At 70.2% G+C, this 21,397-nt stretch carries 19 protein-coding genes; 13 read left to right on the forward strand and 6 right to left on the reverse strand.

Annotated elements, in window-relative coordinates; translation table 11 throughout:
* Nucleotides 1-43: 43 nt before the first annotated feature.
* Nucleotides 44-883, reverse strand: a complete 840-nt coding sequence (locus ADL12_RS45695) for an alpha/beta fold hydrolase (RefSeq protein WP_341846409.1) — start codon at nt 881-883, stop codon at nt 44-46.
* A gap of 195 nt (nt 884-1,078) precedes the next feature.
* Between ADL12_RS45695 and ADL12_RS45700 the strand changes: the two genes are divergently transcribed.
* From ADL12_RS45700 to ADL12_RS45730, 7 genes are all read left to right on the forward strand, one after another.
* Nucleotides 1,079-2,278, forward strand: coding sequence for an acetyl-CoA C-acyltransferase (locus ADL12_RS45700; RefSeq protein ID WP_062714689.1), 1,200 nt, complete (start codon nt 1,079-1,081; stop codon nt 2,276-2,278).
* On the forward strand, nt 2,278-2,922 hold the full coding sequence (locus ADL12_RS45705) for an HAD family hydrolase (RefSeq protein WP_062714691.1): 645 nt from the start codon (nt 2,278-2,280) through the stop codon (nt 2,920-2,922). Before ADL12_RS45700 ends, ADL12_RS45705 begins: the two co-directional genes overlap by 1 nt.
* 41 nt (nt 2,923-2,963) lie before the next feature.
* Nucleotides 2,964-4,490 (forward strand): class I adenylate-forming enzyme family protein, encoded by a 1,527-nt coding sequence (locus ADL12_RS45710; protein WP_062714693.1) that lies wholly within the window; start codon nt 2,964-2,966, stop codon nt 4,488-4,490.
* A gap of 84 nt (nt 4,491-4,574) precedes the next feature.
* Nucleotides 4,575-5,270: a TetR/AcrR family transcriptional regulator gene (locus tag ADL12_RS45715; protein WP_062714695.1), complete on the forward strand. Its 696-nt coding sequence runs from the start codon at nt 4,575-4,577 to the stop codon at nt 5,268-5,270.
* A gap of 163 nt (nt 5,271-5,433) precedes the next feature.
* Nucleotides 5,434-6,252 (forward strand): SDR family oxidoreductase, encoded by an 819-nt coding sequence (locus ADL12_RS45720; RefSeq protein WP_062714696.1) that lies wholly within the window; start codon nt 5,434-5,436, stop codon nt 6,250-6,252.
* Between the two features lie 69 nt (nt 6,253-6,321).
* Entirely contained in the window at nt 6,322-7,551 is a 1,230-nt protein-coding gene (locus tag ADL12_RS45725; RefSeq protein WP_062714698.1) for an acyl-CoA dehydrogenase family protein, read from the forward strand.
* A gap of 1 nt (nt 7,552) precedes the next feature.
* On the forward strand, nt 7,553-8,335 hold the full coding sequence (locus tag ADL12_RS45730; RefSeq protein ID WP_062714700.1) for an SDR family oxidoreductase: 783 nt from the start codon (nt 7,553-7,555) through the stop codon (nt 8,333-8,335).
* Nucleotides 8,336-8,417: 82 nt separating this feature from the next.
* Here the strand turns inward: ADL12_RS45730 and ADL12_RS45735 are convergent, their stop codons facing one another.
* Nucleotides 8,418-9,083: a TetR/AcrR family transcriptional regulator gene (locus tag ADL12_RS45735; RefSeq protein ID WP_208614761.1), complete on the reverse strand. Its 666-nt coding sequence runs from the start codon at nt 9,081-9,083 to the stop codon at nt 8,418-8,420.
* Nucleotides 9,080-10,375: a PucR family transcriptional regulator gene (locus ADL12_RS45740; RefSeq protein WP_062714701.1), complete on the reverse strand. Its 1,296-nt coding sequence runs from the start codon at nt 10,373-10,375 to the stop codon at nt 9,080-9,082. Before ADL12_RS45740 ends, ADL12_RS45735 begins: the two co-directional genes overlap by 4 nt.
* A 188-nt stretch (nt 10,376-10,563) precedes the next feature.
* On the opposite strand from ADL12_RS45740, the gene ADL12_RS45745 reads away from it, so the two are divergent.
* From ADL12_RS45745 to ADL12_RS45770, 6 genes are all read left to right on the forward strand, one after another.
* Entirely contained in the window at nt 10,564-11,322 is a 759-nt protein-coding gene (locus tag ADL12_RS45745) for an ABC transporter ATP-binding protein (protein WP_062714704.1), read from the forward strand.
* Nucleotides 11,319-12,119, forward strand: a complete 801-nt coding sequence (locus tag ADL12_RS45750; protein ID WP_062714705.1) for an ABC transporter ATP-binding protein — start codon at nt 11,319-11,321, stop codon at nt 12,117-12,119. The genes ADL12_RS45745 and ADL12_RS45750 overlap by 4 nt, the downstream gene beginning before the upstream one ends.
* 5 nt (nt 12,120-12,124) lie before the next feature.
* The gene (locus ADL12_RS45755) at nt 12,125-13,006 is read left to right on the forward strand and encodes a branched-chain amino acid ABC transporter permease (RefSeq protein WP_062714936.1); all 882 of its coding nucleotides are present in this window, start codon (nt 12,125-12,127) and stop codon (nt 13,004-13,006) included.
* Nucleotides 13,003-14,280, forward strand: a complete 1,278-nt coding sequence (locus ADL12_RS45760) for a branched-chain amino acid ABC transporter permease (protein ID WP_244188288.1) — start codon at nt 13,003-13,005, stop codon at nt 14,278-14,280. Before ADL12_RS45755 ends, ADL12_RS45760 begins: the two co-directional genes overlap by 4 nt.
* A gap of 5 nt (nt 14,281-14,285) precedes the next feature.
* Nucleotides 14,286-15,563, forward strand: coding sequence for an ABC transporter substrate-binding protein (locus ADL12_RS45765; protein WP_063806824.1), 1,278 nt, complete (start codon nt 14,286-14,288; stop codon nt 15,561-15,563).
* A 154-nt stretch (nt 15,564-15,717) separates the two neighbouring features.
* On the forward strand, nt 15,718-18,138 hold the full coding sequence (locus ADL12_RS45770) for a SpoIIE family protein phosphatase (RefSeq protein WP_062714709.1): 2,421 nt from the start codon (nt 15,718-15,720) through the stop codon (nt 18,136-18,138).
* Nucleotides 18,139-18,181: 43 nt separating this feature from the next.
* On the opposite strand, the gene ADL12_RS45775 is transcribed toward ADL12_RS45770, so the two are convergent.
* The 3 genes from ADL12_RS45775 to ADL12_RS57510 all read right to left on the reverse strand — a co-directional run bounded on the left by ADL12_RS45775 (nt 18,182) and on the right by ADL12_RS57510 (nt 21,214).
* A complete protein-coding gene (locus ADL12_RS45775) occupies nt 18,182-19,798 on the reverse strand; it encodes a sodium/solute symporter (RefSeq protein ID WP_062714711.1) in 1,617 nt (538 codons plus the stop codon).
* Entirely contained in the window at nt 19,795-20,253 is a 459-nt protein-coding gene (locus ADL12_RS45780; RefSeq protein ID WP_062714713.1) for a DUF485 domain-containing protein, read from the reverse strand. The genes ADL12_RS45775 and ADL12_RS45780 overlap by 4 nt, the downstream gene beginning before the upstream one ends.
* 430 nt (nt 20,254-20,683) lie before the next feature.
* Nucleotides 20,684-21,214 carry a VWA domain-containing protein gene (locus ADL12_RS57510; RefSeq protein WP_341846412.1) on the reverse strand — a complete coding sequence of 177 codons (531 nt, stop codon included), beginning with the start codon at nt 21,212-21,214 and terminating at the stop codon, nt 20,684-20,686.
* Nucleotides 21,215-21,397 lie beyond the last annotated feature (183 nt).

The following is a 21,397-nucleotide window of genomic DNA, read 5'->3' on the forward strand; positions in this document are numbered from 1 at the left end:
GCGTCTCAGGGGTGCGTCGACGGACGGCGGTATTCGCTGCGGTTCAGTGCGCGCCATGCGCTCGCAGATGGTCGAGCAGCAGGCGGTTCAGCGTTTCGGGCGCTTCCTCCGGGATCCAGTGGCTGACGCCCTGGAGGGTCTCGAACCGGTACGGCCCGTCGACCCACCGCTCGGTCTCCCTCGCGGCCGCCGGGCCGAACGCGCTGTCCTGCGTGCTCCAGACGTACAGCGTGGGCACCTCGATGACGCCGATCGCGCCGTCGGGACGGCCGGCCCGGTACCAGTTCAGCGCCGCGGTGAGAGCGCCGGGCCGGGACAGGTGCCGCACGTAGGCCTCGGCACCGTCCTGCGGGACCTTCCCGGTGTAGAAGGCGCGTAGCTCCCGGGCTTCGTGGGCGAGCATGCGCTCTTCGGTCGCGGGTGTCTCGCGCCAGTCGATCATGTAGCGCGAGCGTTCACGTTGGTCCTCGTCGGTGCGCAGGGTGGTGGCCAGAGCGCCGGGGTGCGGGGTCGAGACAACCGTCAGGGTGCGTACGCGGCCGGGGTGGGCGTGCGCGGTCCACCACGCCACCGCGCCTCCCCAGTCATGCCCGACCAGGTCGAACGCCGCCCAGCCCAGTTCCTCGGTGATCGCGACAACGTCGTCGACGAGAAGGCCGATGCGATAGTCCTCGGGCCGCTCGGGGCGGGCGCCGGGGGAGTAACCACGCTGGTCGGGTGCCACCACCCGGTAGCCGTGCGCGGCCAACGCCGCGATCTGCCGTTGCCACGCCAGCCCCGTCTGCGGGAAACCGTGCAGCAGCAGCACCGGGCGGCCCTCGGGCGGACCCGCCACGATCGCGTCGAACACGCCCGCACCAGTGGAGATGTTCAGCTCGGTCACGGCCCCCCCCATTCATACCGACTGGTCGGTAGCCTCCAGGTAGGGGAGTGGGCTGTCAAGGCCGTGAGCGCGGAATGCCTTGGTTGAACATGACGCCGTATTCAACTATAACGAGCCGGGGTCAGCTCCCGGAGCTCGTCATCCCGGCTCCGAGGCTCCCGGGCCAATCGGATCAACAGGAAGCAGTGAGGCGACATGAGGGAAGCAGTCATCGTTTCGACGGCACGGACCCCGATCGGAAAGGCTTACCGGGGCGCGTTCAACGACACCCAGGCGCAGGAACTCGCCGCCCATGCCCTTGCGCACGCGGTGCAGCGTGCCGGACTCGACGGCGGTGAGGTCGAAGACGTCGTCTTCGGCTGCGCCGTGCAGCAGGGGTCTTCCGGGTTCAATGTCGCGCGCCAGGCCTCCCTCCGTGCCGGGCTCCCGGACACCGTGTCCGGGATGGCGATCGACCGGCAGTGCTCGTCGGGCCTGATGGCCATCGCGACGGCCGCCAAGCAGATCGTCGCGGACGGCATGCAGGTCGCCGTCGGCGCCGGCGTCGAGTCGATCTCCCTGGTGCAGAACGACCACATGAACACCCACCGCATGACGGATCCCTGGCTGGTCGAGCACAAGCCGAGCATCTACATGCCGATGCTGCAGACGGCGGAGATCGTCGCCGAACGCTACGGCGTGAGCCGGGAACGCCAGGACGAGTTCGCCCTGCTCTCACAGCAGCGCACCGCGGCGGCGCAGGAGGCCGGCCGCTTCGACCGGGAGATCGTTCCGCTCAGCACCGTCAAGAAGGTGCTCGACAAGCAGTCCGGGCAAGTGCGCGACGAGGAGGTCACCCTGACCCGGGACGAGGGCAACCGCGCGTCGACGACGCTCGAAGGCCTGACCGGGCTGGCGCCGGTGCTGCCCGACGGTCAGGTGACCACGCGTTCCAGCGTGACGGCGGGCAACTCCTCGCAGCTGTCGGACGGGGCTTCGGCGTCGGTGCTGATGGAGGCGAAGGAGGCCGAGCGTCGCGGACTGGAACCGCTGGGCGTCTACCGGGGTATGACCGTTGCCGGGTGCGCGCCGGACGAGATGGGCATCGGCCCGGTGTTCGCCATTCCGAAGCTGCTGAAGCAGCACAACCTCACCATCGACGACATCGGCCTGTGGGAACTCAACGAGGCGTTCGCCTCCCAAGCGCTGTACTGCCGCGATGAACTGCACACCGACCCCGAGCGGTTCAACGTCAACGGCGGCGCGATCTCCGTCGGCCATCCGTACGGAATGACCGGCGCCCGCCTGGTGGGGCATGCCCTCATCGAGGGCAAGCGCCGAGGCGTCCGGTATGCCGTGATCTCGATGTGTGTCGGCGGCGGAATGGGCGCGGCCGGACTGTTCGAGGTCGTCTGATGGAGACGGGGACGGAGAAGGGGAAGGATCGAACCGCGGTCCTGGTGGACTTCGGTGGGGTCATCACCTCCAGTGTGCTGCGGGCTTTCACCGACTTCGGCGCCTCGCTCGGCGGCGACCCGCGCCTGCCGCTGGAGCTCCTCGCCCGGGACCAGCCCTCACGCACCCTCCTTGCCGACCACGAGTGCGGCCGTATCGACTCCGAAGCCTTCGAGCGGGGATTCGCCGAGCGTCTCCGCGTCCACGGCGCCGACGTGCCGGCCGAGGGGCTCACGGCCCGGATGCAAGCGGGCATGTCGATCGACCAGGACATGCTCGCGCTGCTCGATGATCTTCGAGCCGCCGGCTGTCCCGTTGCGCTGGTGTCCAATTCGTTCGGTACCGGGACGTACGACGGTGTCGACCTCGCCGCTGTCGCCGATGTGGTCGTCATCTCCTCAGAGGTCGGGATCCGCAAGCCTTCCCGGCGGATCTACGCGATCGCATGCGAACGCCTCGGCGTCGACCCCGAGGAGGCCGTCATGATCGACGATCTGCAGCAGAACCTGGACGGAGCGGCGCGGATCGGTATCGGGGGCGTGCTGCACACCAGTGCCGCCGACACCCGCCGCCAACTCGCCGAACGCTTCCGTATCTCCGCCTGACCGAACCACGGATCGGCTCACATCCCCGGAAGGCACCGCTCATGACCAGCGTCTTCGATCTGGTGTGCCGTCACGCGGCCGCCACCCCCGACAACATCGCCCTGCGCGGCGCCACGGACCAGTGGACCTACCGTCAACTGCGCGACGCGAGCGCACGGTACGCGGGGGCGTTGGCCGCCGCAGGGCTGTCTCCCGGCGACCGGGTGCTGCTCGCGGCGCCGTCGGTGCCCGAGTTCGTCGTGGCCTACCTCGGCATTCAGGCCGCGGGCTGTGTCGTGGTGCCGGTCAACACCATGTCCACCCGGGCCGAGATCGAGTACGTCCTCGGCGACGCCGGATGCTCACTGGCGATCGGCTGGCACGCCCTCGGCCCCGCCGTCACCGAGGCGGCCGCGGCGCTCGACGTGCCCTCCTGGACGCTGTCCCCGGGAGCGCCGGTCACCGGTTCGACCCCCGCCGACGTCGTCGACCGGGACCGCGACGAGACCGCGGCCATCCTGTACACCTCGGGCACGACAGGGCGGCCGAAGGGAGCTCAACTCACGGTCGGCAACCTGCTCTCCGCCGGGGAGATCGGCGCCGGGTGCAGCCGCGCGTCGAGCGCCGACCGTATCGGCACCGGACTCCCGCTGTTCCATGTGTTCGGCCAGGCATCGGTCCTGATGGCGGCCCTGACCGCGGGCGGCTCGATGTCGTTGCTGGCCCGGTTCGACCCGGCGTCGATGCTGGAGATGTTGCGCCGCGACCGGCTCACCATCATGGCCGGCGTGCCGACCATGTGGAACGCGATGCTGCACGCGGCCGGTGATGCGAACCCGGCGGACTTCGCCCAGCTCCGTGTCGCGGTCTCCGGCGGTGCCTCGCTGCCCGGCGAGATCGCCCGGGCCTTCGAGGCCCGGTTCGGCTGCACCATCCTCGAGGGGTACGGACTCACCGAGACGACCGCGTTCGGCACCTTCAGCGACATCGACCGCGGCGGCAAGACCGGGTACACCGGCAGGGCGGTCCCGGGGCTGCAGGTCCAGGTGCGGGACGACGACGGCAACGAGTGCGCGCCGGGCACTGTCGGCGAGGTCCACATCAAGGGGCCCACGGTGATGCGCGGCTACTGGAACCGCCCCACGGACACCGCCGCGGCCATCTCGACCGACGGCTGGTTGCGGACCGGCGACCTCGGCGAAACTGACACGGACGGCGACCTGCGCATCGTCGACCGCATCAAGGACCTGATCATCCGCGGCGGCTACAACGTCTACCCCGGTGAGGTCGAGGAAGTTCTCTACGAGCACCCCGACATCGTCGAGGCGGCCGTCATCGGCGTTCCCGACGACCACTACGGCGAGGAGGTCGCCGCGCTCATCGCGGCCCGGCCCGGATCGGAACTCGGGGCCGCCGAGGTGTCCAGTTGGGCGCGCGAGCGGCTGTCCGCCTACAAGATCCCGCGCATCGTCCGGTTCGTCGACGCGCTGCCCAAGGGACCGTCGGGGAAGATCCTCAAGCGGTCCATCGACCGTACCGCGCTGACCCGCGACACCGGGCTCGGTGACGTTGCGGCCCGCCGCCACTGACCCCCGGAGACCAGGACACCAACCGGCCCGCCCACCCCTTTGGGGTTTGTGACTATGGCGTCGGATTCAAGTAAAGTCCTGGGGATGGACAGCACTGCGCCCGAGGAGATCGACAGCGAGAAGGCGCCGCCCGTGGCGCCCTTCACGCAACTTCGCGAGCCGCCCACGACGCAGCGCGGAGCGCGGACCCGGGCCGCATTGGTGAAGGCCGCTCGGAAGGTGTTCGAACGGGACGGCTACCTCGACACCCGCCTCACCGACATCACCAAAGAGGCTCGATGCGCGGCGGGGTCCTTCTACACCTACTTCACCAACAAGGAAGAGGTGCTTGCCGCCGTCCTCCTGGAGGCGCAGGAGGACATGATGCATCCCGGCATGGGCCGGGTGCAGGGCGCCGACGACCCCTATGCGGTGCTCGAGGCGAGCAATCGCGCGTATCTCGCGGCGTACAGGCGGAACGCGAAGCTGATGGCGCTGCTGGAGCAGGTCGCCCAAGTGGAGCCGGAGTTCCGTGAGTTCCGCAGGCGGCGCGGGGACGCGTTCATCCGCCGCAATGCCCGCGGCATCGCCGACCTGCAGGCGCGGGGTGTCGCCGACCGTGAGGTCGATCCGATGATGGCCTCCCGTGCGCTGTCGGGCATGGTCAGCGTCATGGCGTACAACGCCTTCGTGCTCTCTGAAGGGCAGGAAGAAGAAGGTGCGCCGGTGGACTTCGAGGAGCTCGTGGCCACGGTCACCCGGCTCTGGGCGAACGCCCTGCGGTTCCCCGGCCACCGCTGATCCGCCTGCCTCCATGACACCCGGTACCGCCGGGTGTCTTTTCTTTTCTCGCCTGCTCTGCAGATGTGACGACCACGGCTGCCCCGTGGCGCACTATTGAAGTTGACGCCAGATTCAATTATACAGGGCGAGGAAAGAGTGTCCCGGCGTGGAGAGGTCCGCTGTGAACGTTGCACAAAGAGTCGCCATCGTCACAGGTGGTGGTGCCGGCATCGGCAGCGCGCTGGTCGCGCGGCTCGCTCGCGAGGGTGCCCGGGTCGTCGTCGCAGACCTCGACGCGGAGGCCGCCCGGGCGGTGTCGGAGAGAGTCAACGCCGACCATCCGGGAAGCACCATCAGCGCCGGCGGGGACGTGTCGGAGACCGCCCAGATCCAGGACCTGATCGCCCTGGCCGAGAGCACGTTCGGTCCGGTCGACCTCTACTTCGCGAACGCCGGCATCGCCGGGGCGCCCCGCCTCGACGCGAGTGAGCAGGAGTGGGATCTCTCGATCGACGTGAACCTGCGAGCCCACATCCGTGCGGCGAGGCTTCTGGTACCGCGATGGCTGGGGCGCGAGGAGGGCTACTTCGTCAGCACCGCCTCGGCGGCTGGGCTGCTCACTCAGATCGGCTCCGCCACGTACGCCGTCACCAAGCACGCGGCCGTCGCCTTCGCCGAATGGCTGAGCGTCACCTACGGCGATCGCGGGGTCCGGGTCAGCTGTCTGTGCCCGATGGGTGTGAACACCAGGATGCTGACCGCCGGAGAGGATTCCGGGGACGCGCTGGGAAGAGCGGCGACGCGAGCCGTCACGTCCGCGGGTGACGTCCTGGAGCCGGCCGACGTCGCCGACTCCGTCCTGGCCGCGATCGAGGACGAGCGCTTCCTGATCCTGCCCCACGAAGACGTTCTTGAGATGTACCGGCAGAAGGGCTCGGACTACGACCGGTGGCTGCGCGGGATGCGCCGCTACCAGAGCTCCCTGCTGGAACAGCCATGACCGGTACGCCGGGCGAGCTCTGCCTCGCCGCCCGCCCCCAATGTCCCTCCCTCCCCGTCAGGAGTTCGCATGTCCCTGTTTGAGACCTCGGACCGCGCCAAGAAGTACCAGGCGGATCTGCTCGAGTTCATGGATGAGCACGTTTACCCCGCCGAGGCCGTGTACCACGAGCAGATGCGCGCGTCGGGTGACCCGCACTTCCAGCCGCCGATCATCGAGGAACTCAAGGCGGAGGCGCGCAAGCGCGGACTGTGGAACCTCTTCCACCCGCACCCCGACTGGGGCCCCGGGCTGACGAACCTCGAGTACGCGCCGCTGGCCGAGATCATGGGGCGCAGCCACATCGCCTCCGAGGCGTGCAACTGCAACGCTCCCGACACCGGCAACATGGAGGTGCTCACGCTCTTCGGCACCGACGAGCACAAGGAGAAGTACCTCAAGCCGCTGCTCGACGGGACGATGGCCTCGGCGTTCGCGATGACCGAGCCGCGGGTCGCCAGCTCCGACGCCACCAACATCGAACTGCGGATGCAGCGCGACGGCGACGAGTACGTCCTCAACGGCCGCAAGTGGTTCGCGTCCAACGCCCTGCACCGCAACTGCAAGGTGCTCATCGTCATGGGGAAGACGGACCCGACCGCCGCCCCGCACCGGCAGCAGTCGATGATGGTCGTCCCGATCGACGCCCCCGGGATCACGGTGATGCGCAATCTGCCGGTGTTCGGCTACCAGGACCGTGAGGGGCACGCCGAGATCGACTTCCACGACGTACGGGTGCCGGCCAAGGACGTCCTCAAGGGCGAGGGTGAGGGCTTCGCGATCAGCCAGGCCCGGCTCGGCCCCGGTCGTATCCACCACTGCATGCGGGCCATCGGCGCGGCCGAGCGGGCGCTGGAGCTCATGTGCCGGCGCGCGCAGTCACGAGTGACGTTCGGCAGCCCGGTCGCCGAACGGTCCAACATCCAGGACTGGATCGCGGAAGCGCGCATCGACATCGAGATGCTCCGCCTGCTCACGCTCAAGGCCGCGTATCTGATGGACACGGTCGGCAACAAGGAAGCGCGCACCGAGATCGCGGCCATCAAGGTGGCCGCCCCGAACATCGCGCTGAAGATCATCGACCGCGCGATCCAGGTGCACGGGGGAGCGGGAGTGACCGACGACTTCCCGTTGGCGATGATGTACGCGCACCTGCGGACGCTGCGGCTGGCGGACGGTCCCGACGAGGTCCACAAGCGGGCCATCGCCAAGCAGGAACTGCGCCAGTACCGCGACGCGGCCACGACGGCGGTGAACTGAGATGGCAGGACTCGACCTCACCGGTCGCACCGCCGTCGTCACCGGCGCCTCGCGCGGTATCGGGCTGGCGATCGCCCAGGCCATCGCGGCCGCCGGCGGAAACGTCGTCCTCACCTCCCGGTCCCAGGAGGCGGCGGATGCCGCCGCTGCCCAGGTCGGGGGCACAGCCGTCGGCGTCGGTGCGCACGCGGTCGACGAAGAGGCGGCGCAGCGCTGTGTGGCTCTGACCCTCGAGCGTTTCGGAAGCCTGGACATCCTCGTCAACAACGCGGGGACCAACCCGGCCTTCGGGCCCGTCATCGACCAGGACCACGCCCGGTTCGCCAAGACCTTCGACGTCAACCTGTGGGCTCCCGTCCTGTGGACGGGGCTGGCCACCCGGGCCTGGATGGGCGAGCACGGCGGCGCCGTCGTCAACACGGCGTCGGTCGGCGGCATGGCCATCGAGGCGAACATCGGGTTGTACAACGCGTCCAAGGCCGCACTGATCCATCTCACGAAGCAACTGGCCCTGGAGCTCTCGCCGAAGGTTCGCGTCAACGCGGTGGCACCGGGTGTGGTGCGCACCAAGCTGGCCGAGGCCTTGTGGAAGGAGCACGAGCAGGCCGTCTCCGCCTCGACGGCGCTCGGGCGCATAGGGGAGCCCGCCGACATCGCCTCGGCGGTGGCTTTCCTCGTCTCCGACGCCGCGAGTTGGATCACCGGCGAGACGATGGTGATCGACGGCGGGCAACTGCTCGGCGACGCACTCCCGTTCCGGCAGGGAGCCGCCATCGGGATCTGAGGGTGGGGGACCGGGCATCCGGCGTACAGAATCGCCGGACGCTCCCTCGTGAGGCGTCCCGTCGAGTCACCCGCCAGGTGTGTCAGCCGGGCGGTGCCGACAGATGGACCAGGATGCCGCACACCTCGTCCACGATCTCCCGGGCCTCCGTCTCGTCCCCGCAGTCGCCCAGTTCGCGCGCCGCCCCTCCGATGACGGTGGTCAGTACGCTCACCCGGACCCGGCCGGCGCGTTGCCGCTCGTCCACCTTCAGGAGCCGGGCGTTGCGCCGTACCCACGCGCGGTCCCATTGGCGGCGCATCCTGTCGAAGCCCGCGGGGCCGTCGTCCTCCGCGAGGAGCTTGGCGAGCCGCCGGTTGTCCCAGGCGCCGGCCAGATACGCCCTGCTTCCCGCCACGAAGAGGGCGATGGGGTCGTCCACGCCACGGCCGCGCTCGGCGTTCAGCGTGGCCGCGGTCCGGCGTTCCTGTTCCTCCCGGAACTCCTCCCAGAGGGCGAGGTAGAGCCCCCGCTTTCCGCCGTAGTGCTGGAAAAGAGTGCCCACCGGGACGCCGGAGCGCGCCGCGATCTCGCTGAGGCCGGCGTCGGTGTAACCGCGCTCGGTGAACACCTCCAGCGCGGCGTCCAGCAGCGCACGCCGGACTGTCCGGTCCTCACCGGCGGGGGCCTGAGACGGGCCCATGTTCCCTTGCTCCTCCGGCAGTTGACGTGCCGTCTCGGTACCGGCGGATTCCACGATGCCGCTCACTGGCCGTCCTCACCTTCCCCGGCCCCGTCGCGGATGGCGAGGGCGACCAGCAGTTCCAGGAGGTCGGCGATCCGGCGCGGATTGCGGCCGGTGCGTTCCTCGATGCGGCGCAACCGGTAGTGCGCCGTGTTGTGGTGGATCCGCAGCCGGTCGGCGGCCAGCCGCAGGTTGAGATCCGCCTCCGCGAAGGCCCGTATGGTGGCGGCCAGCGTGTCGCCGCGTCTGCGGTCCTCCTCCAGCAGCGCCCGCACACGGGGATCGACCAGCTGGCGGGCGAGGTCGTCGGCACGCAGCGCCAGGTAGTCGAAGGGCGACAGCCGCGGCAGCGCCGCCACCCCGCCCCCGCTCGGCACCAGGTCGAGGGCGGCGCGTGCCTCCGCGTAGGCGCGCGACAGTTCGGCAGCGCCCCGGGCGACGGTGCTGATGCCCATGGAGAGCATGGTTCCCGCCCGCGCGAGCCGCCGCTGCACCGCCTCGAAGTGGGCGCAGATGTCCTCCGCGTTCATGCCGGCCCGGACCACGGGCACGGTCACCACCTCACCGTGACGCACGACGACCAGGGTTCGGCCGGCCCAGGGCCCGGCCACGCTGATCGACGCGCTGGTGGCGTACCCGTGCTCGGCCGAGGTGAGGTCCCCGGTGCCGACGTTGTCGACGCACACGGCCACGACCGCCATCATCGGCGAGCGCGGTCCGATGCCGTACGCCTGCGCCGCCGCGAACAGCGGACCGCGCGTCGGTGCCACGCCGGCCAGCAGCTGGTCCAACAGATCCCGGCGCTCCCGGTCCGCGTCCGCCACCACGTGCTGCTGGTACTCGACGTAGGCCTGCGCGGCATGGGTGCTGGCGTAGTCGACGTACCGCATCAGCGGTGTGACCAGGCACAGCGCGGCCTGCTGGGCCTCGGCGGAGGTGCCCGCGCAGTCCAGCAGCGCGTCCCACAGCACCTGCCGGCCGACCCGGAAGGCACTGATCCAGTCCTCCAGGGCGAACCCCGCCCGCGCCCTGCGCATCGCTGCCGCGCGGCTGAACACCAGGTCCTCGGGCGCGATGTCCCGGTCGCCGGCGAGCGCCGCCAACTGCATCCGGTAGTGCTCGAGCACCTGCTCCCGTACGTCGTCGAAGAACCGCTCGTCCTGCAGCGCGTACGACGGGATCTCCGTGCGCATCACCTCGATGGCGGTCTCCGCCACCTCCTCGATCCGGTCGTGGACGGCATGCAGGATCCGCCGCCGCTCCCGGCGGAGCGGTTCGGAGAGTCGGGGGGCGCCCAGAACGGGACCGCGAGCCATGGCGCCGATCGTCGCCGCCCGCCTCGTGCTCCGTCAACAGCCTCGGGGTGAGACATCCGCGGGGACCTGTGCGCGGCGCACAGTCCGGCGACCCGGAAGTTGGGTGCTCGCACCCAATGTGCGCCCCGAACACCCCCACCTACTGTGACGCTCGCCCACCCCCCAGCACGTCGGAAAGGGCGTCACTCATGCTCGCGGTCGACGGTATCAGCGTGCGTTTCGGCGGGATCACGGCACTGGACGGTGTCGGGTTCACCGTCGAGCCGGGCACCGCCGTAGGGCTCATCGGGCCCAACGGAGCCGGCAAGACCACCTTGTTCAACTGCCTCACCAGGCGCTGCACCCCCGATGCGGGGACGGTGCGGTTCGAGGGTGAGGACCTGCTCGCCCTTCCGCCGCACGCCGTGGCCGGGCGCGGTATCGCCCGCACCTTCCAGAACCTCGGCCTGTTCCCGCGCCTCACGGTCCGGGAGAACGTCATGGTCGGCGCCCACAGCCGGGGGCGCACCGGACACCTCGCCGCGGCGCTCCGGCTGCCCCGCGTCCGGCGAGAGGAGAGGGAACTGCGTGAACAGGCAGACGATCTGCTACGGCGACTCGGCCTGGCGGACGTCGCAGACCACCCCGCCTCCGGGCTGCCGTTCGGCACGCTCAAACGCGTCGAACTCGCCCGGGCGCTCGCGGTACGGCCACGGCTGCTGCTGCTCGACGAACCCGTCAACGGACTCAGCCACGGCGAGGTCGACCAATTCGCAGATCTGGTCCGATCGGTCCGCCAGGACTTCGACCTCACCCTCGTGGTGGTCGAACACCACATGGGCTTCGTGATGGGCCTCTGCGACAAGGTGGTCTGCCTCGACTTCGGCCGCAAGATCGCCGAGGGCTCTCCCGAGGAGATCCAGCGCGACGCGTCGGTCATCGAGGCGTACCTGGGGGTGGCCGCATGAGCGAGCCCACCACCGACCGCGCTGAGTCCGCGGAGCAGCGGGACTTCCTGCAGGTCACCGACCTGCACGCCGGATACGGCCAGGCCCGCGTGCTCCAGGGCCTCGACTTCTGGGTCGCACGCGGCGAAGTGTGCGCGATCCTCGGGCCCAACGGCGCGGGCAAGACCACGACACTGCGGGCACTGTGCGGCATGGTCCGCGGCCGAGGCTCGATCACCCTGAACGGTACGCAGCTGCTGGGCCGCTCGCCCGAGCAGGCCGCCCGGCTCGGTGTGGCGCACGTCCCCGAGGGCCGGGGGACCTTCAACGAGCTGAGCGTCGAGGAGAACCTGCGCGTCGGCGCCCACCTGCGCACCGGTGTCGGGCGGCGGCGCCGTGCCGAGCGCGCGGCCGTGGCGGCCGACCTGGAGCGGATCTACGGCTACTTCCCCAAGCTGCGCCAGCGCTCGCGTCAGGCCGCCGGCAGCCTCAGCGGCGGGGAGCAGCAGATGCTCGCCATCGGCAGGGCGCTCATGCTGCGGCCCTCCCTGCTTCTCCTGGACGAGCCGTCCCTGGGGCTCGCCCCGCTGGTCACCCGCGAACTGTTCGAGATCGTCCGTGCCGTCAACGAGGAGGAACGCACCACCGTGGTCGTCGTCGAGCAGAACGCCCAGCTCGCGCTGGACATCGCGCACCGGGCGCACGTACTGGAGGCCGGCCGCCTGGTGCTGTCCGGACCGGCCGCACAGATCCGCGAGGACGGGCAGGTCGCCGAGGTCTACCTCGGTGTCTCCGTCAGCGCCCGGAAGACCGGGTGAGCGCCGTGACCGAGTTTCTCCAGCAAGTGGTGGAAGGCCTGGGCTCCGGCGCGGTGTACGCCAGCCTGGCACTGGCCCTCGTACTGATCTACCGGTTCACGGGGATCGTCAACTTCGCACAGGGTGAGCTGGCCATGCTCTCCACTTACGTCGCCTGGCAGTTGGTGGCGTCCGGGATGCCGTTCTGGCTGGCGCTGCCGGTCACCCTCGCGGTGTCCTTCGCCGGCGGCATGCTGGTCGAGCGGATCGTCATCCGCCCCGTGCAGGGCGCACCCGAGCTGACGGTCGTCATCGTCACGGTCGGCCTGTTCATCTTCGTCAACGCGCTGGCCGGCCTGATCTGGTCGTTCACCGTGAAGGACTTCCCGCAGCCGTTCCCCGACGGCGGGCTCGACCTGGCCGGGGTGCGCGTGGACTGGTCGACGCTCGGGATCATCGGCGTGGTGGCCGTCGTGATGGGCCTGCTGTATCTGCTGTTCCAGCACACCGCCATCGGCCTGACGATGCGGGCGGTCGCCTGCAACCCGGCCTCCGCCCGGCTGTCGGGCATCCGGGTGGGCCGGGTGCTGATGCTCGGCTGGGGGCTGGCCGCCACGGTCGGCGCCGTGTCGGGCGTACTCGTCGCCCCGCTGCTGTTCCTGGAGCCCAACATGATGGGCGGAGTGCTGATCTACGCGTTCGCCGCGGCCACCCTCGGAGGCTTCGACAGCCCGGTCGGCGCGGTCGTGGGCGGCCTGTTCGTCGGGGTCGCCGAGACGCTCACCGGGGCGTACGTCGATGTGGTCGGCGCCGATCTGAAGGTGGGCGTCCCCCTGGTGATCATCCTGGCGGTGCTGCTGGTGCGGCCCCAGGGCCTGTTCGGACGAGCGGCGGTGGAACGCGCATGAGCACGATCATCGCCACACTCGGCACGGGCCGCGCCCGACGCCTGCGGGCGGCGCTCACCGTCCTGCTCGCGGCGGCAGTCGCCGTCGGCGCACCGTTCTACTTCGCCCCCTTCCAGGTCTTCCAGCTGACCATGGTGCTCCTGTACGCCGTGGCGCTGGCGGGACTGAATCTGCTGGTCGGCTTCGGCGGGCAGATCTCGCTCGGGCACGGCGCGTTCTTCGCGGCGGGCGCCTACACGGCGGCGGTCATGCTCGACCGGTACGACACCGGCCACCTGGCCACGCTGCCGGTCGCGGCCGCCGGATGCTTCCTGCTCGGCCTCGGGTTCGGGGTGCCCGCGCTGCGGCTGCGCGGCCTGTACCTGGCGCTGGTCACCCTGGCGTTCGCGGTGTTCCTGCCGCCCCTGCTCAAGCGGCTCGAACCGGTGACGGGCGGCTCCATGGGCCTGACCGTGGACAAGCTGCAGCCGCCCGCGTGGAGCGGCCTGGCGGAGGACCAGTGGCTGTACCTCGTCGTCCTCGCCGTCACCGCGGTCGCCCTGCTGCTCGCCCGCAACCTGCTGCGCTCCCGGGTCGGCCGGGCCCTGCTCGCCGTACGGGACAACGAGAGTGCCGCCGAGGTCATGGGCGTACGGCTGTCGCTGCACAAGACCCTCGCCTTCGCGTGGAGCGCGATGTTCGCGGGTGTCGCCGGGTGCCTGTACACCTGGGTGATCGGCTTCGTCTCGCCCGACTCCTTCAGCTTCGTGCTGTCCATCACGCTGCTCGCCGGCCTGGTGGTCGGGGGGCTCGCCTCGCTGTATGGGCCGCTGCTGGGGGCGGCGTTCGTGATGTACGTGCCGAGCGTGTCCCAGGACGTCAGCGAGGCGGCACCGGGAGTGGTCTTCGGCCTGCTGATCATCACGGTGATGTTCGTGGCGCCGACGGGACTGGCGGGTCTGCCGGGCCGAGTCCGGGCAGCTGTCGCCCGCCGCCTGCCCCGCCGCGCACCCACCTCCGCCCGGACGCCCGAGGCCGAGTCCGCACCGGATGGGGAGCCGGAGCCCGACGCCGAGTCCGGGCCGGAATCCCTGGCCGAGTCCGGGCCGGGCGGGGATCCGGAGTCCCTGGCCGAGTCCGCGCCTGATGCAGAGGAATCCGCGGCCGCATCCGCCCCCGATGTGTCGCCGAAGTCCCCGGCCGCCTCCGACCCCTCCGCGACGGACACCCCCGCGGACCTCGCAGTTGCCGATGCCGAACCCGTGGGCGCACCGCCCCGCACGGAAAAGGAATGAACCACATGCGCAAGACCACCGCTCTGCGGGCGGCCGCGGCCGCCACCGCCGCCCTGCTCACCGCGACCGCCTGCAGCAGCCAGCGAGGGCAGGACGCCCAGGACACCGCCGCCGACGGTGCCTGCAAGGGCCAGCAGACCACCGGCATCACCGACAAGAGCATCAAGCTGGGCGGGATCTACCCGTTGTCGGGACCCGCCTCCGCCTACGGCACGATCAGCAAGGGCGTGGCCGCCTACTTCGACCACGTCAACGACGAGGGCGGCATAGACGGCCGCAAGGTGGAGTTCGTCGTCCGCGACGACGGCTACCAGCCGCCCAAGGCGGTCGAGGAGGCCCGCAGACTGGTCGAGCGGGAGAAGGTCTTCGCCGTGTTCCAGAGCCTTGGCACCCCGTCCACGGCAGCCGTCTGGGACTACCTCGACAAGCAGAAGGTGCCGCAGCCCTTCGTCGCCACGGGCGCCTCCGTCTGGGGCACGGACGACAAGCACCCCTGGACCATCGGCTGGCAGCCCAACTACGTGTCCGAGGCACGGGTGTACGCCAAGTACCTCAAGGACGAGAAGCCGAAGGCCGAGGTCGCGGTCCTCTTCCAGAACGACGACTTCGGCAAGGACCTGCTCGGCGGGTTCAAGGAGGCCGTCGCCGGCAGCGGCGTCAAGGTGGTCGCCGAGGAGAGCTACGAGGTCACCGACCCCTCCGTCTCGGCGCAGATGACGAGCCTCGCCCGGTCCAAGGCGGACGTACTGCTCAACATCACCACGCCCAAGTTCGGCAGCCAGGCCCTCGCCGCCGACGCCAAGAACACCAAGTGGAACCCGCTGCACATCGTGAACAACGTGTCCTCGTCCGCCGCGGTGCTCCAGCCCGTCGGGTTCAAGAACGTCCAGGGCGTCGTCTCGGCGACCTACTTCAAGGACCCCGCCGACCCGCAGTGGGCCGACGACCCGGAGATGAAGACGTACACGGAAGCGCTGCACAAGTACGCGCCCGACTCGGACCCGGCCAACCAGTTCAACGCCTACGGCTGGGCCGCCGCCTCCAGCCTGCACAAGGCGCTGGACGCGATGAAGTGCCCGACCAGGGAGGGGCTGCGGGACGCGGTGCGCAGCCTGAAGGACGTGAAGGTGGACATGCTGCTGCCCGGAGTTACCCTCGCCACCGGGCCCGACGACGCCTTCCCGATCGAGTCGATGCAGCTGATGCGGTTCAAGGGCGAGCGGTGGCAGCTGTTCGGCAAGCCGGTGGACACCCGTAAGGAGTTCGGCCCGGTCGCCAAGTGAGCCGGTGGGGGCGGTCCCGGTCGATGCCCTGACCCCTGGGGACCGCCCCCACCGCTCTGTCACCGCTGTCACCGACGATCAGCGGATGCCAGGCCCAGTTCCATGGGCTTACATGGCATCAGCAGGACAACCAGGTCCAGCGGTGGAGAAGCGGATGACGGAGCTCAGCGAAAGCCACGACGATCCGTTCGCCCTGCACCTCGCCGCCGTGGCGGTGCTCGACGACCGGGGCACCGTGGTCGGATGGAACCGGCGGGCCGAGGAACTGCTCGGCCATCCGGACACGGCTGTGATCGGTCGTCCGGCATACGACGTCCTTGTCGATCCTGGTGATCTGCCGGCTTTCAGAGAGGCCACGGCGAGCTGCAGGAGGGCCGGTGGCTGGTTCGGGGTGCTCCACGTGCGGCACCGCGACGGGCGGCTCGTGGAGATGGGGCTCAGGGCCCATGCGGTCTCGCGCGACGGCCGTGCTCGTGAGTGGTTCCTCACCGGGGCACTCGCGGCTGACGTCCTGGAGTGGCAGCGGGACCGCGCGGTGCTCGACGGGTTGTACCGTCGGTGCCCGATCGGCCTGGTCATCCACGGCCCCGACCTGCGGCTTCTCCGGGTCAACCGGGCCATTGAACGCTTCAGCGGCATTCCGGCAGCGGACTTTCGTGGGCTGCCCACCGGCTGTTTCCTCCTCCCCGACGATGCACGCAGGGCCGTGGACCGGGTGCGCCAGGTGATGGACACCCGAAGTCCGGCGGTCTACTCCGAGCAGTTCGTTCGCCTGGAGCAGGATCCGGCACGCGAGCAGGTCGCGATGGTCTCGTCCTTCCCGATGGAGGATCCCTCCGGCCGCATCCTGGGTGTGGCCGAGATGATCGAGGACATCACCGAACGCCATCGCGCCCAGCGTCGGCTCGCACTCCTCGACCAGGCCGGCGGCCGTATCGGAACCACCCTCGACGTGGCGGAGACGGCCCGGGAACTCGCCGAGGTGATGGTGCCCCACCTCGCCGACCATGCGTCGGTCGACCTGTTTCAGCCCGTGACACGCGGTGAGGAACTGGCGCGCCCCCTGGCAGGGCCGGTGGTACGCGTGGGGGTCAGCGGCGTCGGTGCCCAGCAAGCCGGTCCGCCCCACCCCGAAGGCGAGCCGGTGGAGTTCGCGCCGGACACACCCCAGGCCAGATGCCTGGCCGAAGGGCGGCCCGTTCTGGAACCGGTTCTCCCGCCCGACTGGTTCTCGACGGAGGGCCGCCAGGGAGCCCGCGCTCCGGACCTGGGCGTCCACTCGTTGATCGTGGTCCCTGTGGCCGCCCGTGGCCTGGTGCTGGGAGTGATGACACTGTGGCGCTCGCGCCGCCCCGATCCCTTCGAGGCGGACGACCTCACCCTCGCCCAGGAACTCGCTTCGCGCGCCGCCGTCGCCATCGACAACGCCCGGCGCTTCACCCAGCAGCAGCAAACCGCGTTCACCCTGCAGAGCAGCCTTCTGCTCCACGCGGTCCCGGACCAGTCGGCCGTCGAGGTGGCCCTGCGGTACCTGCCGGCCAGCGCGGCCCCGGGCCTGGGCGGCGACTGGTTCGACGTCATTCCTCTGTCCGGGGCCCGGGTCGCCCTCGTCGTCGGCGACGTGGTGGGGCGTGGCATCCACGCCGCCGCCACCATGGGCCGGTTGCGGACCGCCGTACACACACTGGCCAGCCTCGACCTGGAACCGGACGAGGTCCTCTCCCGCCTGGACGACCTGGTCAACCTGCTGGCTGCCGAACAGGAAGCAGTCGGCGAACGGCCCGTGGGCGAGCAGGTCATCGGCGCCACCTGCCTGTACGCCGTGTACGACCCGGTCTCCGGGCGGTGCTCCATGGCCCGCGCCGGCCACCCGCCGCCCGCGGTGACCGCTCCGGACGGACAGGTGGCTCTGCTGGACCTGCCCGCCGGCCCACCCCTCGGCTTGGGCGGCCTGCCGTTCGAGGCGCGGGACGTCGAACTGGCCGAGGGAAGCCTGCTGTGCCTGTACACCAACGGACTCATCGGCGAAGGCCACGTCGACGCCGACGTCGGCCTGGCCAAGCTGCGCGCGGCGCTCACCCGCCCCGCCGACGCACTGGAACGCACCTGCCAAGCGGTGGTCGACTCGCTCGTACCCTCGCGCCCCAGCGACGACGTCGCTCTGCTGATCGCCCGCACGCGCATGCTGCCACCGGACAGTGTCGCCTCCTGGCAGCTGCCGCTGGAGCCCGCCAGCGCCGCCCGGGCCCGGGCCCTGACCTCCGCCAAGCTGACCGAATGGGGGCTGGAGCACCTGGCGTTCAGCACCGAGCTGATCGCCAGCGAACTGGTCACCAACGTCTACCGCTATGCCTGCGGCCCCGCGACCCTGCGGCTGATCCGCGAACGGTGCCTGGTGTGCGAGGTCAGCGACACCAGCCACACCTCACCCCACCTACGCCACGCCCGTACCACCGACGAGGGCGGGCGCGGCCTGTTCCTGGTGGCCCAGATGACCGAGCGCTGGGGCACCCGATACACCCGCGAGGGCAAGACCGTGTGGACCGAACAGCCATTGGCCGGCATGTTCACCTGACCGTCAGGGGCCTTGCGGGATGGCCGTGGTCACGCGGCCGTGGTCATTTGGCCGCGGCGAGCAGCCGTGCCTCGCTCTCCTCGTACAGCCGCCGGTTCTCGAGGCTGTCGGCGGCGCGGCGCCGGTGGTCCAGACGGCTGCCCAGCCAGCCCGCCAGGTAGCCGAACGGGACGGAGACCAGTCCCGTGGACTGCATGGGGAACAGGGCGAAGTCGGCGTCGGGGAAGAGGGCGGACGGCGTGCCCGAAACGGCCTTGGAGAAGACCAGCAGCACCAGCGCGCAGGCCGCGCCGCCGTAGAGGGTGGCGAGCAGGCCGGTGCGGGTGAATCCCCGCCAGAACAGGGAGTAGGTGAGTGCGGGGGCCACCGCCGATGCCCCGGTGCAGATGGCCAGCGTGGTCAGCACGCCTACATTCCAGTTCTGGACGAGGGTGGCGAGCCCGATGGCAACGGTTCCCACGACCACGCTCGTCCACACGGCCACCGTCATCTCCGTACGCGGCTCCGCCTGCCCCCGCCGTGCCGCATGGGCGAACAGGTCGTGGGCGAGCGACGAGGCCGCGGCCAGGGTCATCCCCGCGACCGACGACAGCAGGGTGATGAACACCATGCCCGCCACGGCCGAGTAGAGAACCGTCGTGCCCGTGGAGCCGGGTGACCCGCCGAGTGCCTGCGACAGCATGAGCACCGACGTCCTGCCGTGCGGGTCGGCCGCGATGATGGACCGCGAGCCGACCAGGGCCGCCGCGCCCGTACCCATGATGATCACGAGCAGGCAGAACGTGGTGACCGTGCCGACCGCCCACGACATGGAGCGACGCACGGTCGGCGCGTCCTGCGCCGAGAACAGACGCATCGTGATGTGGGGCAGGCAGGCCACGCCGAGGACCACGGTGATCTGGAAGCCGATGAAGTCCAGCCGCTCACCGGCCGAGGTGCCCAGCTGAAGACCCTGCTCGAGGTAGGCCGGGCCCGCGCCGCTGCCCTGCTGGGCGGCCCTGAGCACGTCGCCGAAGCTCCAGTCGAAGTGGTTCAGCACCAGGACGGCGACGACAGCGCTGGTGGCGAGCAGGAACACGATCTTGACCATCTGAACGAGCGCGGTGCCTCGCATACCGCCCAGCGCCGCGTAAATGATCATCAGGCTGCCGACCATGACGATGCTGCCCGTCCTGGCGCCCGCCACATGCGGGAGGTCCAGGATGAAGGTGAGCAACGACCCGGCCCCGGAGAGCTGGACGATCAGAAAGGGCACGGTCGCCGAAAGCGTCACCACACAGGCGGCGACACGCACGGCCCGCCCGGGCATGTTCCGGGCCAGCACGTCACCCATGGTGAACTGGCCGGCGTTGCGCAGGGGTTCGGCCAGCAGGAACATCAGCAGCACCAGGGACAAGGCGGTACTGACCGCGAGGACATAGCCGTCGTACCCGGTGAGCGCGACGATTCCGGTGGTGCTCAGCACCGTGGCCGCGGAGATGTAGTCGCCCGCGATGGCCAGGCCGTTCTTGAACGGGGTGAGCGAGAGGTAGCCGGTGTAGAAGTTCGTCAGGTCGTCGCGGTCCGGCCCTGCCATCACGCACATGAGCAGCGTGAGGGTGACCAGGACGGTGAACAGGAGAAGGACGGTGGCCTGAGTCCCGGAGCTGAAGTCGTTCATCTCGCCACCCCGGCGTTTCTGCCGGCGGTGACTGCCTGTTCCCTGACGACGCGGGCCAACGGATCCACCGAGCGTTGCGCGCTGCGCCCGTACCAGAAGACCGCGCCGAAGGTGACGACGAGTTGGAGAACCCCCAGGGCCATGCCCAGGCTCAGCTCTCCTGCGATCTTGGACCCCATCAGGCCCGGGGCGCCGCAGGACAGCACGACATACAGCACGAAGGAGCCGAGCGCGGTGAGCGTGGAGGTCCGGCGGAGCAGGCGGTAGGCCGAGCGGAGGGCGGCGAGGTCGGCGTCGTGCCGGGGAGTCTCCTGAGCGTACGGCTCGTCCCAAGGGGCCTGCCCGTACGGGTAGTACCGAGGGGCCTCGTACCCGTACCACTGGGGCTCGGTGTGCGGCTGGTGCCATCCCGGCGACGCTGATGGCGGATACCGGTTCTCGTCGGGGTATGTCATCGCCTGGCCTTCCACTACGGCTCGGACCCGTGGAGGTGAACGGGGAGAATTGGTTCAGCGGCGCACCATACCGACTGGTTGGGATGTCTGTAAGTAGGCGGTGGATCACGTTTCGGGGTCGATGCGGATGCGGCTCCCGGGCACGGATCGACGTCGCGATCAACAGGGAAAAGCCCACCCCCGCACCGAGAGCATCCCGGGGCGGGGGTGGGGTGGGAAGCGTGGCCCAGCCGTCAGAGGCCGAGGGCCTCGTCGAAACCAGATTCGTCTTGCCCGAAACCAGATTCGTCCTGGTCGGATCCGGACGCGCCCTGGTCGGAACCAGGCGCGCTCTGGCCGAAACCGGACCCGCCCGGTTCGGCACCGGACGTACCCTGGCCGAAATCGGGCATAGCCGGAGAGCTGTTACCGAAATCAGCTCCCGCGCTACTCATGTCGTCCTCGTCGGCAAGGGCCTGGCCCGCGCCTCCGAACAGAACAGTCCCGGCGAGAGCGATGGCGGCCAGCACGGTAGGTGCACGCATAAGCGTCTCCTTCGGTTGGTGGGTGCTCGCCAGAGGTATGCCGCCGGCCTCCATGGGAGTAGCTCTGATATGCACACAAGCACCCGAATAGGCGGCGCACATGGTGCTACGCGCGCCGGGCCGTTCGCCGAAGAACGGCCCTGCCCGCACTGCCGTGGCCGGACCGCGGAGGCCGCCGGAGAGGCCCCATCCACGCATCGTCCGCTCCTCGCACCACCGCCGCCAGCCGCTCCAGGGCGGCCAGGCTGTGCCCCTCGACGAAGGCGTCCACGCTGGGCAGTACTGCCGCCATCCCGGCCGCCAGGGGTGCCGTAACCGGGGCGCGCCTTGCGGGGATTGGCCCAGATGACGCGGTGTCCCAGCCGGTGCAGGCGTCGCATCTGCGCCGCGAGGAGCTCCGGGTCGCCGCGCTCCCAGCCGTCGGACAGCACCACCACGCAGCTGACGTGGGAAGTCCCAGTCGTACAGGGCCTGCGAGGCGTTGATGCCCTCGTGGCACTGCAACCGGATCAGCGGGGCGTCGAGCGCCTCGGCGAGGGCGGAGGCGAGCGCGGTCTTGCCGACGCCCGCGTCGCCCTCGCAGAAGAGCGGCCGGCCGAGGCGCAGGGCCAGGAAGCAGG

Source organism: Streptomyces regalis (assembly GCF_001509475.1).
Classification (GTDB): Bacteria; Actinomycetota; Actinomycetes; order Streptomycetales; family Streptomycetaceae; genus Streptomyces; species Streptomyces regalis.

Coding starts and splice junctions, on each gene's coding strand:
- ADL12_RS45700 (WP_062714689.1), top strand. CDS start 1,079: ATGAGGGAAGCAGTCATCGTTTCGACGGCACGGACCCCGATCGGAAAG.
- ADL12_RS45705 (WP_062714691.1), top strand. CDS start 2,278: ATGGAGACGGGGACGGAGAAGGGGAAGGATCGAACCGCGGTCCTGGTG.
- ADL12_RS45710 (WP_062714693.1), top strand. CDS start 2,964: ATGACCAGCGTCTTCGATCTGGTGTGCCGTCACGCGGCCGCCACCCCC.
- ADL12_RS45715 (WP_062714695.1), top strand. CDS start 4,575: ATGGACAGCACTGCGCCCGAGGAGATCGACAGCGAGAAGGCGCCGCCC.
- ADL12_RS45725 (WP_062714698.1), top strand. CDS start 6,322: ATGTCCCTGTTTGAGACCTCGGACCGCGCCAAGAAGTACCAGGCGGAT.
- ADL12_RS45730 (WP_062714700.1), top strand. CDS start 7,553: ATGGCAGGACTCGACCTCACCGGTCGCACCGCCGTCGTCACCGGCGCC.
- ADL12_RS45740 (WP_062714701.1), bottom strand. CDS start 10,375: ATGGCTCGCGGTCCCGTTCTGGGCGCCCCCCGACTCTCCGAACCGCTC.
- ADL12_RS45745 (WP_062714704.1), top strand. CDS start 10,564: ATGCTCGCGGTCGACGGTATCAGCGTGCGTTTCGGCGGGATCACGGCA.
- ADL12_RS45750 (WP_062714705.1), top strand. CDS start 11,319: ATGAGCGAGCCCACCACCGACCGCGCTGAGTCCGCGGAGCAGCGGGAC.
- ADL12_RS45760 (WP_244188288.1), top strand. CDS start 13,003: ATGAGCACGATCATCGCCACACTCGGCACGGGCCGCGCCCGACGCCTG.
- ADL12_RS45765 (WP_063806824.1), top strand. CDS start 14,286: ATGCGCAAGACCACCGCTCTGCGGGCGGCCGCGGCCGCCACCGCCGCC.
- ADL12_RS45770 (WP_062714709.1), top strand. CDS start 15,718: ATGACGGAGCTCAGCGAAAGCCACGACGATCCGTTCGCCCTGCACCTC.
- ADL12_RS45775 (WP_062714711.1), bottom strand. CDS start 19,798: ATGAACGACTTCAGCTCCGGGACTCAGGCCACCGTCCTTCTCCTGTTC.
- ADL12_RS45780 (WP_062714713.1), bottom strand. CDS start 20,253: ATGACATACCCCGACGAGAACCGGTATCCGCCATCAGCGTCGCCGGGA.